We start from the raw sequence: 15942 nt of genomic DNA on the forward strand, positions 1-15942 counted from the left end.
TGCCGCCGCATCCCGCACACTCGAATACCGTACGAACGCCCACAAAGCGTGCATCACCCTCTCAGGAAGGCACTCCACATGAGCAGCAACGAAACGCCGCGCGGCCCCGTCGACTCCTCCCGCGTCCCGCGGTACGCCGGTCCCGCGACGTTCGCGCGGCTGCCCCGGCTCGACGAGGTCGGCACCGCCGACGTCGCCGTCGTCGGCGTGCCTTTCGACACAGGTGTCTCCTACCGCCCCGGCGCCCGCTTCGGCGGCAACGCGATCCGTGAGGCGTCGCGCCTGCTGCGCCCGTACAACCCGGCACAGGACGCCTCGCCGTTCGCGCTCGCGCAGGTCGCCGACGCCGGTGACATCGCCGCCAACCCGTTCAACATCAACGAGGCCGTTGAGACGATCGAGGCCGCGGCCGACGACCTCCTCTCCACCGGCGCCCGCATGATGACGCTCGGCGGCGACCACACCATCGCGCTCCCGCTGCTGCGCTCCGTCGCGAAGAAGCACGGCCCGGTCGCCCTGCTCCACTTCGACGCCCACCTCGACACGTGGGACACCTACTTCGGCGCCGAGTACACCCACGGCACCCCCTTCCGCCGGGCCGTCGAGGAGGGCATCCTCGACACGTCAGCGCTCTCCCACGTCGGTACCCGCGGCCCGCTGTACGGCAAGCAGGACCTCGACGACGACGCCAAGATGGGCTTCGGCATCGTCACCTCCGCCGACGTCATGCGCCGCGGCGTCGACGAGATCGCCGACCAGCTGCGCCAGCGCATCGGCGACCGCCCGCTGTACATCTCCATCGACATCGACGTCCTGGACCCGGCGCACGCGCCCGGCACCGGCACCCCCGAGGCGGGCGGCCTCACCTCCCGCGAGCTCCTCGAGATCGTCCGCGGCCTGTCCTCCTGCAACCTGGTCTCCGCCGACCTGGTCGAGGTCGCCCCCGCGTACGACCACGCGGAGATCACCTCCGTCGCCGCATCCCACACCGCCTACGAGCTGACGACGATCATGTCCCGTCAGATCGCGGCGGCCAAGGGGACTCAGGGCCAGTGACCCACGACCACCACGACGAGCGTCCGCAGCTCACCCCCGAGCAGATCGCGGCCGCACTGAACCCTCCGGCCGGACGCAACGGAGGTGACCTCGTCGTCGAGACCCTCCAGGGCCTCGGCGCGACCACCGTCTTCGGGCTGCCCGGTCAGCACGCGCTGGGCATGTTCGACGCGCTGCGCCGCTCCTCCCTCTCGTACGTCGGGCTGCGCGTCGAGAACAACGCGGGCTTCGCCGCCGACGCGTACGGCCGGATCACCGGGGAAGTGGCGCCGCTGCTGCTCTCCACCGGGCCGGGCGCGCTCACCTCCCTCGCCGCGCTCCAGGAGGCGGCGGCCGCGTCCGCCCCCGTGCTGGCCATCTCCAGCCAGATCCCGACCGCGGGTCTGGGCGGCGGCCGCCACGGCTACCTGCACGAACTCCGGGACCAGAAGGCGTCGTTCCGCGACATCGTGAAGTCGGTCCACACGGTTCGTACGGCGTCGCAGATCCCGTCCGCGATCGCCGCCGCGTGGGAGTCCGCGCTGACGGCCCCGCACGGCCCGGTCTGGATCGAGATTCCGCAGGACGTACTCCTGGCCGAGACCACCCTGCCCGCCGTCACGGCGATGGACGCCACCCCGCGCCCCCTGCACCCGCGTCCCGAACTGACCGCCGTGGCAGCGCACCTGCTGTCGAACGCCGAGCGTCCGGCGATCATCGCGGGCGGCGGAGTCGTACGCTCCGACGCGTCCGGCAAGCTGCTCGCCCTCGCGGAGAAGATCGACGCCCCGGTCGTCACCACGTTCGGCGGCAAGGGCGCGTTCCCCTGGGAGCACCCCCTCTCGCTCCAGTCCTGGCTGGAGGACCGCCACACGACGGACTTCCTCGAAGCGGCGGACGTCCTGCTGGTCGTCGGCTCCGGACTGGGTGAACTCTCCTCGAACTACCACACGTTCAGCCCGCGCGGCCGGGTCATCCAGATCGAGGCGGACGCCGGGAAGCTGGAGTCCAACCACCCCGCACTCGGTATCCACGCCGACGCCCGCGAGGCCCTCGCCGACCTCCTCGAAGCGGTCGACCGCGAGGACAAGTCGGCGGCGGACCGTGTGCGAACGGTCCTCGAAGCGGTACGGACCCGGATCGCAGGCCAGGACCTCACGCTGGAGCAGCAGCTCATCGCCTCGGTCCGCGAGGCGCTGCCCGACACGTCCCCCAGCTTCTGGGACATGACGATCCTCGCCTACTGGGCCTGGTCAGCCTTCGACGCCCGCCACCCGAACACGATGCACTCGGCGCAGGGCGCGGGCGGCCTCGGCTACGGCTTCCCGGCAGCACTCGGCGCGGCGGCGGCCGACCGTACGAAGCCGGTCCTGGCGGTCTCCGGCGACGGCGGCGCGATGTACTCCATCGCGGAACTGGCCACGGCCCGTCAGTACGACCTGCCGGTCACCTGGCTGATCGTCGACGACGGCGGCTACGGCATCCTGCGGGAGTACATGACGGGTGCGTTCGGTGAGGCCACGGCGACGGAACTGTCCCGCCCGGACTTCGTCGCCCTCGCCGAGTCGTTCGGCGTACCGGCGGTCCGTACGACCCCGGAGACGCTCGCCGACGACCTGGCGAAGTCCTTTGCGGAGCCCGGCCCTTCGGTGGTCGTGCTTCCGGCACTGCTGAGGATGTTCGAGGCGACGCATCTGTAGGCGCGATGGTGCGCAGGTGGTTCAGCGATCGGCGGACTCCTTGCTGATCGCTTCCACCTGCGCCTGCCGACCCTGCTCGAACTCCTTCTGCTGGTCATCGGACAGGGTGTCAGGCAAGTGCCTGGTCGCGGGCATCAGGCTCGGGATCGACCGGAAGACGGCGCCGGCTGCCGGGCCGCGGTCCTTCATCCGTGCCTTGTCCAGGTACCTGCCGGACTCCCACAGGCGCGGCTGCATTTCGGGACGGGGTCTCTTGGCGGCCTTCTGTCTCGACTCCGGGCGCGACAGCGAGCGGAAGTCGACGTCGGCGAGGGTCTGCAGCGCTTCCAGCGCCGCGTACAACTGCCCACAGCGGTAGGCGTCGCTCGGTTGACCGTTCGGCATGATTCCTCCCCGATCCGCTCACGGAAGCCATCTCTACCCGCGTCTTCGGGGCCGGGAACACCGGTCCGGGCCCGCCGTACAACTTTTCGACGAGTCGTGAGTCATCCCTGACAGGTGTGCAGGGGGCACACCGTACAGATCACTCAGGGGGACACGTCTCATGACGGACCAGCCTCGTACATCCCGCCGCGCGCGCACCGCGCTCGCCGTCACGCTTGCCGCGGGCATGCTCGCGCCCGTGACCCTCGCCGCCACGCCCGCCGCCGCCGCGACGCCGACCGTGAGCTGTACCTCCGGCAAGGCGGGACTCGCCGCCAAGCTGTCGAAGGACATCACCGCCGCGCTCGTGGGGCGCAAGTCGACCACGGCGATCGCGCTCTACGACCGGACCACGAAGACGTCGTGCACGATGCGGTCCACGAGCACGTACGACTCCGCGAGCGTCGTGAAGGCGACCGTCCTCGCGACGCTGCTCTGGGACAACAAGAAGCACAACCGCTATCTCACCCAGCGCGAGATCAACCTCACCACCGCCATGATCACCAAGTCCGACAACAACGCGACCACCAGCCTGTGGAAGCAGCTCGGCGTGACCAAGGTGAAGGCGTTCCTGAAGGCCGCGGGCATGACGCACACCGAGCCCGGCTCCGGTGGCTACTGGGGGCTGACCCAGATCACCGCGCAGGACGAGCTGCGGCTGCTGACGCTGCTGACCGCCAAGAACTCCGTACTCAGCGACAACGCGCGTGCGTACGAACTCGGCCTGATGCGCAAGGTCATCTCCTCGCAGCGCTGGGGAACGCCCGCCGGAGCCCCGTCCGGGGTGACCGTCCAGGTCAAGAACGGCTGGCTGCCGCGTGCCACGCACGGCTGGCGGGTGCACAGCATCGGCGCGTTCACCGGGAAGGGGCACGACTACGGCATCACCGTGCTCACGCAGGACAACAAGACGATGACCGATGGCATCAACACCATCCAGGCCGTCGCCCGCGCCATCCACAAGGACCTGAATCCGGCCACCGCGACCAGGACGACCGTCGCCCCGCCGGCCACGCCGCAGGAGGCGGTCCCGGCGGTGCCGGAGGCCCCCGCCGTGCCGATGCTGACGGCGACGCCCACGTCGTAGGGCGCCCCGGGGCGCGCCCCCACCCCCGGGTGCGCTCCGTCGGACGGCGTACGCCGGTCCTACTCCGATGGGACCATCTTTGTAACGGCGGGATGAAATCCGCAGCTGATCGCGTTGGTGCCTTCCGGTAGAGCAGGTCGAACGGGAGGCACCGGTGACGGACGGGGACACGGACGCAGCACAGCAGGGCTGGGCGCGGCGGCTGGGCGGTTACGCATGGCGTTACCGGCGCAATGTGCTGCTGGCACTTGGCTCGTCGCTCGCCGGGATGGCCGTGCTGGCAGTCGTCCCGCTGATCACCAAGGTGATCATCGACGACGTCGTCGGCAACCACACCCGTTCCCTCGGCGTCTGGACCGGCCTTCTGATCGCCACCGCCGTGCTGGTGTACATATCGACGTACATCCGCCGCTACTACGGCGGCCGGCTCGCCCTCGACGTACAGCACGATCTGCGCACCGACATGTACCGGACGCTCACCCGGCTCGACGGGAAGCGGCAGGACGAGCTGTCCACCGGGCAGGTCGTCGGGCGCGCCACCAGTGACCTGCAGCTGATCCAGGGGCTGCTGTTCATGCTCCCGATGACGATCGGGAACGTGCTCCTGTTCCTCATCTCCCTGGTGATCATGGCGTGGCTCTCGCCGCTGCTGACCCTGGTCGCTATCGCCGTCGCCCCCGCGCTCTGGTTCATCGCCCGCCGCTCCCGCTCCCGGCTCTTCCCCGCCACCTGGTACGCCCAGGGGCAGGCCGCCGCCGTCGCCGGAGTCGTCGACGGGGCCGTCTCCGGGGTCCGGGTCGTCAAGGGGTTCGGGCAGGAGGAGCAGGAGACCGGGAAGCTGCGCGAGGTCGGGCGGAAGCTGTTCGCCGGGCGGCTGCGCACGATCCGGCTGAACTCCAGGTACACCCCCGCCCTCCAGGCCGTCCCCGCGCTCGGCCAGGTCGCGATGCTGGCGCTCGGCGGCTGGCTCGCCACCCGCGGCGAGATCACTCTCGGTACGTTCGTCGCGTTCTCGACCTACCTCGCTCAGCTCGTCGGGCCGGTCCGGATGCTCGCCATGGTCCTCACCGTCGGTCAGCAGGCCCGCGCCGGTGTGGAGCGTGTCATCGAGCTGATCGACACCGAGCCGACCATGAAGGACGGCACGGTGGAGCTCCCCGCCGACGCCCCGGCGAGCGTCGAGTTCGACGACGTGCGGTTCGGGTACGACCCCGAGCGGCCGGTCCTCGACGGGTTCTCGCTCACCATCGAACCCGGCGAGACCGTCGCCGTCGTCGGCGCCTCCGGCAGCGGGAAGTCCACCGTCTCCCTCCTCCTGCCCCGTTTCTACGACGTGGCGCACGGCGCCGTCCTGGTCGGCGGCCACGACGTCCGGGAGCTCACCCAGGACTCGCTGCGGGCCGCCATCGGCCTCGTACCGGAGGACAGCTTCCTCTTCTCCGACACGGTCCGCGCCAACATCGCGTACGGGCACCCGGACGCCACCCAGGAACAGATCGACAAGGCCGCCCGCGCCGCCCGGGCGGACCGGTTCATCGCCGATCTGCCGCACGGCTACGACACCAAGGTCGGCGAGCACGGGCTCACCCTCTCCGGCGGCCAGCGCCAGCGCGTCGCGCTCGCCCGCGCCATCCTCACCGACCCCCGGCTGCTCCTCCTCGACGACGCCACATCCGCCGTCGACGCCCGCGTCGAGCACGAGATCCACGAGGCCCTCGCCCAGGTCATGGAGGGGCGGACGACCCTCCTCATCGCCCACCGCCGCTCCACCCTCGGCCTCGCCGACCGCATCGCCGTACTCGAAAAGGGCCGACTCGCCGACATCGGCACGCACGAGGAGCTGGAGCGCCGCTCCGCCCTCTACCGGCGTCTGCTCACCGACCCGGACGAGCTGGGCGGCACCTCCCCGGGCCACCAGCCGGTGAAGGCCGACACGGCCGTCGAGGACGACCGGGCGCTCCAGGAGGATCTGGAAGCCGATTTCGACGCCGAGCGCGGCATCAGCCCCGGACTCTGGGTCCGCAAGGAGGAGCCCCGCGACACCGGCGCGGCCGGCATGCCCGCCACGCCCGAGCTGCTCGCCCAGGTCGAGGCGCTTCCCCCGGCCACCGACACCCCCGAGATCGACGAGGCACGCGCCGTCCGGCGCGAGGAGTCGTACGGGCTGCGCCGGCTGCTGCACGGCTTCGGGCTTCCGCTGGCGGTCAGCCTGGCGCTCGTCGCCGTCGACGCGGGCATGAGCCTGCTCCTGCCCGTACTGATCCGGCACGGCATCGACCAGGGCGTCACGCAGATGGCGACCGGTGCGGTCTGGGCGGCGTCCGCGCTGGCCCTGCTCGTCGTGCTGGTGCAGTGGGCGGCGCAGATCGGCGAGACCCGGATGACGGGCCGCACCGGAGAGCGGGTGCTCTACTCGCTCCGGCTGAAGATCTTCGCGCAGCTCCAGCGGCTCGGTCTCGACTATTACGAGCGGGAGCTCACCGGCCGCATCATGACCCGGATGACGACGGACGTGGACGCGCTGTCCACGTTCCTGCAGACCGGTCTGGTCACGGCCTTCGTCTCCGCCGTCACGTTCTTCGGCATCATGGGCGTGCTGCTCGTCCTCGACGTCCAGCTGGCGCTCGTCGTCTTCGCGACCCTGCCGGTGCTGGTCATCGGTACGTTCTTCTTCCGCCGCAAGAGCGTCAAGGCGTACGAGCTGGCCCGGGAGCGGATCAGCGTCGTCAACGCCGACCTTCAGGAGTCCGTCTCCGGGCTCCGGATCGTGCAGGCGTTCCGCCGCGAGAAGGACGGCGCGGAACGGTTCGCCGACCGCAGCGACCACTACCGCGAGGCCCGGGTGCGCGGCCAGTGGCTGATCTCGGTCTACTTCCCGTTCGTGCAGCTGCTGTCGTCGGTGGCCGCGGCCGCCGTACTGATCGTCGGCGCGGGCCGCGTCGACAACGGCACGCTCACCACCGGCGCCCTCGTGGCGTATCTCCTCTACATCGACCTGTTCTTCGCGCCCGTGCAGCAGCTCTCGCAGGTCTTCGACGGCTACCAGCAGGCCACGGTCTCCCTCGGCCGCATCCAGGAACTCCTCCGGGAGCCGACCTCCACCGCCGACTCCGAGGAGCCGCTGGACGTGCTGTCGCTGCGCGGCGAGATCGCGTTCGAGGACGTGACCTTCGCGTACGGCTCCGGCGACGACGAGGAAGAGGCACTCACCGGCATCACCCTGCGGATCCCGGCCGGACAGACCGTCGCCTTCGTCGGGGAGACCGGCGCCGGGAAGTCCACCCTGGTCAAGCTCGTCGCCCGGTTCTACGACCCGACGGGCGGGCGGGTCACGGCGGACGGCACCGATCTGCGCCGCCTCGACCTCACCGCATACCGGCACCGGCTCGGAGTCGTACCGCAGGAGGCGTACCTCTTCGCGGGTACGGTCCGAGACGCCATTGCGTACGGGCGGCCGGACGCCACCGACGCACAGGTGGAGGCGGCGGCCCGTGCGGTCGGCGCCCACGACATGATCGCCACGCTGGACGGCGGCTATCTGCACGAGGTCGCCGAGCGGGGCCGCAACCTCTCGGCCGGCCAGCGCCAGCTGATCGCCCTCGCCCGCGCCGAACTCGTCGACCCCGACATCCTGCTGCTCGACGAGGCGACCGCCTCCCTGGACCTCGCCAGCGAGGCCCTGGTCAACCAGGCGACCGACCGTTCCCCAAGCTCTCAACTTCGTTCGAGCAGGGGAGGCCCCATTTCCGGCCGCCGCACCACCCTCATCGTCGCCCACCGGCTGACCACGGCCGCCCGCGCCGACCGGGTCGTGGTGATGGACCACGGCCGGGTCGTCGAGGACGGCACGCATGACGAACTCCTCGCCGGGGAAGGGCATTACGCCGTGCTGTGGCGCACCTTCATCGGGGAGGACGAGCCGGCGGGAGTCTGAGAGTGCCCGGCAGTAGGCAGCGCGGGTGAAGGAGCGGGGCTGGGGTGCGTGCTTCGCAAGGCGGAGGATTGAGCCAACGCGGAGCGTTGGTGATTGACGACAACGCCGCGAGGTGCGTGCCCCAGCCCCGCGACGCCGCGAAGCCTACTGCCGGGCACTCTGAACCGCGGGTCTCAGCGGATGCCGGAGATCCTGCCGGTCTGCAGGTCCGACTGAACGGTCAGATAGGTGTACGTGGGGTGCTTGCCGCCGCTCCAGGTCAGCCGCACCTTCGACCAGGTGTGACCGGCGCCGCTGTCGCCCGCGGTGACCTTGAGGGCGAGCGGTGCGTTCTGGGCGCGGAGCACCCCGTCCGCGTGGTTGCGCGCCTCCCAGGTGCGCAGCTGTGAGCGGAGCCCGGGCGTCAGGTAGAAGGACCGGAGGGCGGTGGCGAGCTTGCCGCCTCCCTCGGCCGTGACCGCGTCGATATAAGCGCCGTAGAAGTGGGCGACCTGCTGATGGGCGGGGGTGGAGTGGGTGTTGCGCGTCTGCGTCGCGGGCGCCGGGGCCTGCGACGCGGCAGCGGCGGCCGGGACCACGGAGGCGGCGGCGAGGAGAGCGGTCACGAGAAGGGTGCGGCTGGCGGTGCGGCGGCCGCGCGGGCTGGGCTCATTGCGGAGTCGGATCACGACAGTTCCTACCTTTCGTATGACTCTGCCCTATTGGATCCATGGTGTGGAGGTTCGGTTGCGCGGGATGTGGAGCGGGCCGCATGCAACCTTCGGATGGCCCTTCGCGTCGTACGCATGTACGCGTACGAGCCGGGCGGGCGCGAGAGTGTTCGATGGGGTGACGAAACTGCTGGGAAACAGGAATGGGAGAACCGCCGGAGACGGCGGCATCGGACGGCGGGCGCTGGTCCAGGTGTTCGTACTGGCACTGGTGACCGCCGTCGGGCTGGTGCTCGGCGGTCCCGGGGCCGGCAGCGCCGACGCCGCATCGCCCTGCGGCGGACGGCTCGCGAAGACATTGACGTTCTCCACGGGCGAGGTGCGCATCTTCAGGAGCCGCTCCTACGCCTGCGCGATCACGGTCGCGAAGAAGTCGGGCCCGCGCCGCGAGATGTCCGTCATGATCCAGGCACGCGGCGGCCGGCCCGTCACCGACAGCGGCAGGTATACCAAGCAGACCGGCCGGGTGACCGTCCACGCGCTGCACCGATGTGTCCGGGTCGCGGGTTCGGTTGCCGGAAAATCGGGCGCCACGGGCTGGATACTCTGCTGATATTTCTGACGATGTGACAAGAGGGGCTGTTCAGCCGGGTGTTGCACCGCTAGATTCGCGATGAATCTTGTGAATCCAGGTGAATTCCCCGGGAGGGTGCATGCGCAAGGCGCTCAGAGGTTTCCTTTCGCTCGCGGTGCTCATAGGCACGGTGAGCGCGACGGGTGCCTCGGTCGGTGCGGCCAGTGCCGCGGACGCGACCGCGATCCGGTCCGCCGGGTCCGACCGGTCCGCCGATGCGACCGCGGACATCAAGGACCGCATCCTGGCGATACCCGGGATGAGTCTGATCGAGGAGAAGCCGTACGCGGGCTACCGCTACTTCGTTCTCAACTACACCCAGCCGATCGACCACCGGCACCCGTCCGAGGGCACGTTCCAGCAGCGCATCACCCTGCTGCACAAGGACACGTCGCGCCCGACGGTCTTCTACACCAGCGGGTACAACGTCTCCACGAACCCCAGCCGCTCCGAGCCGACCCGGATCATCGACGGCAACCAGGTCTCGCTGGAGTACCGCTTCTTCACCCCGTCCCGCCCCGCCCCCGCCGACTGGTCGAAGCTCGACATCTGGCAGGCAGCCAGCGACCAGCACCGCGTCTTCACCGCGCTGAAGCAGATCTACTCCGAGAACTGGCTGAGCACCGGTGGTTCCAAGGGCGGCATGACCGCCACGTACTTCGAGCGCTTCTACCCGAAAGACATGGACGGCGTCGTCGCGTACGTCGCGCCGAACGACGTGGTCAACCAGGAGGACTCGGCGTACGACCGGTTCTTCGAGAACGTCGGCACGAAGGAGTGCCGCGACCGGCTCGAGGGTGTGCAGCGCGAGGCGCTGATCCGCCGCGAGCCTCTGGAGAAGAAGTACAAGGAGTACGCCGACACGAACGGCTACACCTTCAACACCGTCGGATCGCTCGACAAGGCGTACGAAGCCGTCGTCATGGACTACGTCTGGGCGTACTGGCAGTACAGCCTGCTCGCCGACTGCGACACCATCCCCGCCGACGCCAAGACCGCACCCGACCAGGCGATCTGGGACTCGATCGACAACATCTCGGGCTTCTCCGCCTACGCGGACCAGGGCCTGAACACGTACACGCCGTACTACTACCAGGCGGGCACCCAGCTCGGTTCGCCTGACATCAAGCAGCCGTGGCTCGGCAATCTCAGCCGCTACGGATACCAGCCCCCGCGCACCTTCGTGCCGAGCTCCATCCCGATGACGTTCCAGCCGTCGGCGATGCGGGACGTCGACACCTGGGTGAAGCACAACGCCACCCGGATGATGTGGGTGTACGGGGAGAACGACCCGTGGGGTGCGGAGCCCTTCCGCCTCGGCAGCGGCGCCCATGACAGCTACGTCTACACGGTGGCCGGCGGCAACCATGGTTCCAAGGTGGCCGGTCTCACCGACGACGAGAAGGCGCAGGCGACCGCCGACATCCTGCGCTGGGCGGGTGTTGCCCCGGCCGCCGTGCAGTCGGACCCGGCCAAGGCGAAGCCGCTCGCGCCGTACGACGCGCGGCTCGACAAGCGGGATGTGACGAGCGAGCGCAGGCAGGGCCCCGCGCTGCGGCCGTAAAAGGCCGGCACGGTGTGATGCGTGCCGGGTCCGAACCATGCGGTTCGGACCCGGCACGCGCGCGTAGCCCGTCCGGTCAGTACGTCAGGCCGTAGCCGACCGGGTACAGCACCTGCGTCGGATCGTCCGCCCGTTGCACCGGCACCGGCAGTCGGCCCTCCGGTTCGGCGCGGCCCGCGATCACCCGGGCCGCGGCGCGCAGTTCGACATCCGTCCAGGAGTACGCGGCCAGGCTCGCCGCGTGGGCGGGCAGCCGGGCGATGTCGTACGGGTTCCGGATCGCGATCGTGATCACCGGGACGCCGGTCGCCACGAGGGCGCTGACCAGGGTGCGCTGGGAGCTGGTCGCCGAGACGTTGTACGTCCCCACGATCACCGCGTCCTTGCCCTGCGCGGCCGCCACCGCCTCGGCGATCTTCGCCTGGGTGGGCGCGGTGCCGGTGGACAGCGCGGTCGCCGCATACCCCAGTTCGGTGAAGGCGCCGGCGAGGGTGCTGGTCGGCGGTCCGGTGGTGCCGGACGGGGAGGCGGGATCGGCGCCGACCACGAGGAGGTTCTTGTGGGAGCGGCGGGACAGCGGCAGCACCGCACCGGTGTTGGCCAGCAGTGTGGTGGTGTGCTCGGCGATCCGGTCGGCGGCGGCGAGGTGCGACCGGGTGCCGACGGCACGGTCCACGCCCTGGTGGCTGACGAACGGGTCGTCGAACAGCCCCAGCTTCGCCTTCAGACGCAGGATGCGCAGGATCGATTCCTCGATCCTGGCCTCGCTGATCTCGCCGCTCTTCACGGCCGCCAGAACGGCGTTCCAGGAGACGTCGAGGCTCGGCGGGTTCAGCAGCTGGTCCACACCCGCCTGCAGGGCGAGGACGGGCACGCGGTCGTCGCCGTACTTCGTGCGCACCCCCTCCATGCCGAGCGAGTCGGTGACCACGACACCGTCGTAACCGAGCTCCTCGCGCAGGATGCCGGTGAGGATGGGCCGGGACAGGGTCGCCGGGTCCTCGGCGGCGTCGAGCGCGGGGACGACGATGTGCGCGGTCATGATCGCATCGATGCCCGCGGCGATTGCCGCGCGGAACGGCGGCGCGTCCAGCTCGTCCCACTGGTCGCGGGAGTGGTGGATGTAGGGCAGACCGGAGTGGCTGTCGGTGTTGGTGTCGCCGTGGCCCGGGAAGTGCTTGGCCGTCGACGCGATCCCGGCGCTCTGATACCCCTTCACCTGCGCGGCGACCATCCCGGCCACGGCCTGCGGATCGGCGCCGAAGGACCGTACGCCGATCACCGGGTTGGCCGGGTTGACGTTGACGTCGGAGTCCGGGGCGTAGTTCTGGTTGATGCCGATCGCGGCGAGCTCGGCGCCCGCGATCTGCCCGGCCCTGCGCGCGTCGGAACGCGAACCGCCCGCACCGAGCGCCATCGCACCCGGCATCAGCGTGGCGGGCTCGCCGACGCGGCAGACGATGCCGTGCTCCTGATCGGTGGAGATCAGCAGGGGCAGGGGCGTGGGACCGGCGAGACCGGCGCGCTGGATGCCGTTGGAGAGGTCGGCGATCTGGTGCGGGTCGCGGGTGTTGTGCGCCCAGGCGAAGTAGATGATGCCGCCGACGTGGTACTTGGCGATCATCTCGGCGGCGGTACGGACCCCGATCTCGGCCATGTTCGCGTTGATGTCGGCCTGGTCGGGCTCGGTGGCGGAGTGCCCGTACACCCGCATCACGAAGAGCTGACCGACCTTCTCCTCCAGGCTCATCCGGGAGATGAGCTGCTTGAGGCGCTCGGTGGTGGAGGCGGAGGAGGCTGCGGAGGCAGCGAATGCCCCGGGGGCGGAGACCGCGCCGGTCGCAACCGCTGCGGCGGTCACGGCGGTGGCGGTGAGGAGGGTGCGTCTGGAGGTGCGGTGGTGCACGTGAGCTCCTTCGGCCGTGCTCAGGGGAGAGGGGGCGGTGAAAGTAACTTCCAAGGGGCACGAATATCTAGAAAGTAACTTCCAGTCAAGGGGGTGGTCCGATAATCGGCTCGGAGAGGGTGACTCCGACAACGCGGCGAGGTGCCGTGCCAGGCGCTCCGGGCCCACGAAGACCGCCAGGACGGGACCTACGCCAACCCCGCCCCCGCACCCCGCGCCTGAAGCGATTTCACCGCCACCGTGATCGCGGGCCGCCGGGCGGCCTCCGTGCGCCACAGCGCGTACAGCCGCCGCACCGGTACGGGGTCCAGCGGCACCGCCACCACCCCCGCCGGCAGCGGTCCCCGCCCCAGCCGCGGGATCATCGCGACCCCGAGACCGGCGGCGAGCAGCGCCAGTTGGGTGTGGTTCTCCTCTGCCTGGTGCCGGATGTCCGGCTCGTAGCCCGCCGCCCGCAGCGTCCGTACGAGCCAGTCGTGACAGACCGTCCCCGGCGGCTGGCAGATCCACCGCTCCTTCGCCAGCTCCTCGCGCCGCACCGCGTCCCGCCCGGCGAGGCGATGCCCCTTCGGCATCAGCAGATCGCACCGGTCGTCACCGATCACCGCCTGCGCGATGCCCTCGGGGGCGGGCAACGGTGCGATGTCCCAGTCGTGCGCGACGGCGAGATCGATCACGCCCTTGGCCACCAGATCGACCGACAGATGAGGGTCGACCTCGGTCAGCCGCACGTCCAGGGCGGGGTGGTCCCGGTCCAGCTCGGCCAGCACGCCGGGCAGCAGACCGCGCGCCGCGGAGGCGAAGGCGCCGATCGACAGCCGTCCCGTCGGCAGCCCCCGGCGCTCCTCCAGCGTCGTCTCGGCGCGCTCCACGATCGCCAGCAACTGCTGGGCGGTGGCGGCGAGATGGAGTGCCTCCTCGGTGAGCGCGACGCCGCGCCCGCGCCGCTCCAGCAGCGTCGTACGGGTCTCCCGTTCCAGCTTCGTGATCTGCTGGGAGACCGCCGACGGGGTGTAGCCGAGCGCGGCGGCGGCGCCCGCGACGGAGCCGTGGACGGAGATGGCGTGCAGGGCGCGCAGCCGGGACAGATCGAGCACCGGAACCTCCCGGACCTTCCTGATTCATTAGCAACGCTCAATTTCATCATGAAGAAATCCGCGCTGGTGCTACATGGTCCCGGCGGGCGATCCTCGCTCCATGCGTCCCGTTCACATCGCCCTGGCCGCCCTGGTGGCTGCCGTCTGGGGTGTCAATTTCGTCGTCATCGAGGTCGGCCTCGGGCACTTCCCGCCGCTGCTCTTCTCCGCCCTGCGCTTCCTGGTCGCGGCGCTGCCCGCGGTCTTCTTCGTCGGGCGGCCCAAGGTCGCGTGGAAGTGGATCGTGGGCGTCGGGCTGGTCCTGGGCGTGGCGAAGTTCGGTCTGCTGTTCATCGGCATGGACCGCGGAATGCCCGCCGGTCTCTCCTCCCTGGTGCTCCAGGTCCAGGCGGTCTTCACGGCCCTCTTCGCGGCCTTGGCGCTCGGCGAACGACCAGGTGGAACAAGGGTGTTGGGAATGGGGATCGCGCTGGCCGGAATCGGGGTCGCGGCGGTGGACGAGGGCGCGAGCGGCCCCGTGCTCGCGTTCGTGCTGGTGATCGTGGCGGCGGCCTGCTGGGGCGTGTCGAACGTCCTGACCCGCAAGGCCGCCCCGCCCGACTCCCTCAACTTCATGGTGTGGGTCTCGACCGTGCCCGTCCTACCGCTGCTCGGTCTCTCCCTCCTCTTCGAGGGCTGGGACCGCGACGCCGACGCGCTGGCCGCACTGGACTGGAGCGGCGTCGGCATCATCGTCTACGTTGCCTGGATCACCACGGTCTTCGGCTTCGGGGCGTGGGGTTTCCTGCTGCGCCACCATCCGGCGTCGTCCGTGGCCCCGTTCACCCTGCTCGTCCCGGTCTTCGGGATGTCCTCGGCCGCGCTGTTCCTCGGCGAGTCGGTGAGCCCGCTGCGGTGGTGCGCCGCGGCGCTGCTGGTGGGCGGGGTGGCGCTCACGTCACTGGCGGGGGCGCGGCGGGCGCGGGCGGCGGCGGAGACGCCGGAACCGCAGCCCGCGCGCGCCTGAACCCGGCCGGCCCCTACTGCTTGGGCGCACCCAGCCGCAGCAGATGCTCGCGTCCCGCGCTCAGCAGCCCGGGCAGTTCGGGCGCGTCCGGGTGCCAGCGCTTCTCGTACTCCCAGCAGACCCAGCTGTCCGCGTCCAGCGTGTCCAGGCAGGCACCCAGCGGCAGTACCCCGGCCCCGAGCGCCAACGGTTCGGTGTCCTGCGCCGATGCGATGTCTTTGACCTGTACGTATCCCAGGTGCGGGGCGAGCACCGCATGGCTCGCGGCCGGCTCCTCGCCCGCCAGCCAGGTGTGCATGATGTCCCACAGCGCACCGACCTGCCGGTGCCCGACCGTCCCGACGATCCGGGCCACATCGGCACCGGCCCGGTGCGAGTCATGGGTTTCCAGCAGGATCCGTACGCCCAGGTCGGCGGCGTACGGGGCGGCGGCGCCCAGCCGGCGTGCGGCGTTCGCATCGGCCACCTCCGGGTCGAGCCCACCGCCACCGGGGAAGACCCGGACGTGGGAGGCGCCGAGATCCCGCGCCAGCTCCACCAGCCCGGCGAGCTCGTCCAGTACCGGCTGGTCCTCCCCCTCGGCGGCGACCCGGACGTACCCGGCGACGGTCAGGATCTTGACGCCGCCCTTCTTGAACTCCTCGGCCACGTCGGCACGTTCGGCCGAGGAGAGCCCCGGGTGCACCGGCTCCTCGGGGTGGGCGCGCAGCTCCACCCCCTGGTAGCCGTGGTCGACGGCGAGCCGGACGACGTCGGCGATCGGCATCCCCGGTACTCCGAGGGTCGAGAAAGCGAGCTTCACGTGCGTGTTCCTTCCGTCGGTACCTGCCCCTGCGCCGTACGGACCGGACAGCGGCCCGCACATCATCGGCCCACGGCACGCGGTACGGGTACCCGGGACCGGGG

Annotated in this window: 12 protein-coding genes; 7 read left to right on the top strand and 5 right to left on the bottom strand. The window is 70.6% G+C overall.

Annotation, left to right across the window (positions count from 1 at the left end; genetic code table 11):
- The first annotated feature begins 78 nt into the window (after window positions 1-78).
- Both speB and OH809_RS27830 read left to right on the top strand, forming a co-directional pair.
- Window positions 79-1056 carry an agmatinase gene (gene speB, locus OH809_RS27825; RefSeq protein WP_406419637.1) on the top strand — a complete coding sequence of 326 codons (978 nt, stop codon included), beginning with the start codon at window positions 79-81 and terminating at the stop codon, window positions 1054-1056.
- Window positions 1053-2735, top strand: a complete 1683-nt coding sequence (locus OH809_RS27830) for a thiamine pyrophosphate-binding protein (protein WP_406515773.1) — start codon at window positions 1053-1055, stop codon at window positions 2733-2735. The genes speB and OH809_RS27830 overlap by 4 nt, the downstream gene beginning before the upstream one ends.
- 21 nt (window positions 2736-2756) lie before the next feature.
- Here OH809_RS27830 and OH809_RS27835 read toward each other — a convergent pair whose 3' ends face one another.
- A complete protein-coding gene (locus OH809_RS27835; RefSeq protein ID WP_406419633.1) occupies window positions 2757-3119 on the bottom strand; it encodes a hypothetical protein in 363 nt (120 codons plus the stop codon).
- Between the two features lie 160 nt (window positions 3120-3279).
- Here OH809_RS27835 and OH809_RS27840 point away from each other — a divergent pair, with 160 nt between their 5' ends.
- Complete coding sequence (locus tag OH809_RS27840; RefSeq protein ID WP_406515774.1) at window positions 3280-4245, top strand: serine hydrolase; 966 nt, start codon at window positions 3280-3282, stop codon at window positions 4243-4245.
- Window positions 4246-4399: 154 nt separating this feature from the next.
- Window positions 4400-8179, top strand: coding sequence for an ABC transporter ATP-binding protein (locus tag OH809_RS27845; protein WP_406515775.1), 3780 nt, complete (start codon window positions 4400-4402; stop codon window positions 8177-8179).
- A gap of 173 nt (window positions 8180-8352) precedes the next feature.
- Here the strand turns inward: OH809_RS27845 and OH809_RS27850 are convergent, their stop codons facing one another.
- Entirely contained in the window at window positions 8353-8847 is a 495-nt protein-coding gene (locus tag OH809_RS27850) for a hypothetical protein (protein WP_406515776.1), read from the bottom strand.
- A gap of 160 nt (window positions 8848-9007) precedes the next feature.
- Here OH809_RS27850 and OH809_RS27855 point away from each other — a divergent pair, with 160 nt between their 5' ends.
- Both OH809_RS27855 and OH809_RS27860 read left to right on the top strand, forming a co-directional pair.
- The gene (locus OH809_RS27855) at window positions 9008-9442 is read left to right on the top strand and encodes a hypothetical protein (protein WP_406515777.1); all 435 of its coding nucleotides are present in this window, start codon (window positions 9008-9010) and stop codon (window positions 9440-9442) included.
- A 100-nt stretch (window positions 9443-9542) separates the two neighbouring features.
- Window positions 9543-11027 carry a S28 family serine protease gene (locus OH809_RS27860; RefSeq protein WP_406419623.1) on the top strand — a complete coding sequence of 495 codons (1485 nt, stop codon included), beginning with the start codon at window positions 9543-9545 and terminating at the stop codon, window positions 11025-11027.
- A gap of 76 nt (window positions 11028-11103) precedes the next feature.
- Here OH809_RS27860 and OH809_RS27865 read toward each other — a convergent pair whose 3' ends face one another.
- Window positions 11104-12933 carry a glycoside hydrolase family 3 protein gene (locus OH809_RS27865; RefSeq protein ID WP_406515778.1) on the bottom strand — a complete coding sequence of 610 codons (1830 nt, stop codon included), beginning with the start codon at window positions 12931-12933 and terminating at the stop codon, window positions 11104-11106.
- A gap of 188 nt (window positions 12934-13121) precedes the next feature.
- Window positions 13122-14030 (bottom strand): LysR family transcriptional regulator, encoded by a 909-nt coding sequence (locus tag OH809_RS27870; protein ID WP_406419619.1) that lies wholly within the window; start codon window positions 14028-14030, stop codon window positions 13122-13124.
- A 100-nt stretch (window positions 14031-14130) separates the two neighbouring features.
- Between OH809_RS27870 and OH809_RS27875 the strand changes: the two genes are divergently transcribed.
- Complete coding sequence (locus tag OH809_RS27875; RefSeq protein WP_406419617.1) at window positions 14131-15036, top strand: EamA family transporter; 906 nt, start codon at window positions 14131-14133, stop codon at window positions 15034-15036.
- Between the two features lie 13 nt (window positions 15037-15049).
- Here OH809_RS27875 and OH809_RS27880 read toward each other — a convergent pair whose 3' ends face one another.
- Window positions 15050-15838, bottom strand: a complete 789-nt coding sequence (locus OH809_RS27880; RefSeq protein ID WP_406419615.1) for a sugar phosphate isomerase/epimerase family protein — start codon at window positions 15836-15838, stop codon at window positions 15050-15052.
- Between the last annotated feature and the right edge of the window lie 104 nt (window positions 15839-15942).

It is taken from the genome of Streptomyces sp. NBC_00873 (assembly GCF_045207415.1).
GTDB lineage: Bacteria > Actinomycetota > Actinomycetes > Streptomycetales > Streptomycetaceae > Streptomyces.

What these genes read in the sequence shown, in the direction of transcription:
- OH809_RS27840 (WP_406515774.1), top strand. Translation starts at nt 3,280, where the DNA reads ATGACGGACCAGCCTCGTACATCCCGCCGCGCGCGCACCGCGCTCGCC.
- OH809_RS27860 (WP_406419623.1), top strand. Translation starts at nt 9,543, where the DNA reads ATGCGCAAGGCGCTCAGAGGTTTCCTTTCGCTCGCGGTGCTCATAGGC.
- OH809_RS27875 (WP_406419617.1), top strand. Translation starts at nt 14,131, where the DNA reads ATGCGTCCCGTTCACATCGCCCTGGCCGCCCTGGTGGCTGCCGTCTGG.
- speB (WP_406419637.1), top strand. Translation starts at nt 79, where the DNA reads ATGAGCAGCAACGAAACGCCGCGCGGCCCCGTCGACTCCTCCCGCGTC.
- OH809_RS27835 (WP_406419633.1), bottom strand. Translation starts at nt 3,119, where the DNA reads ATGCCGAACGGTCAACCGAGCGACGCCTACCGCTGTGGGCAGTTGTAC.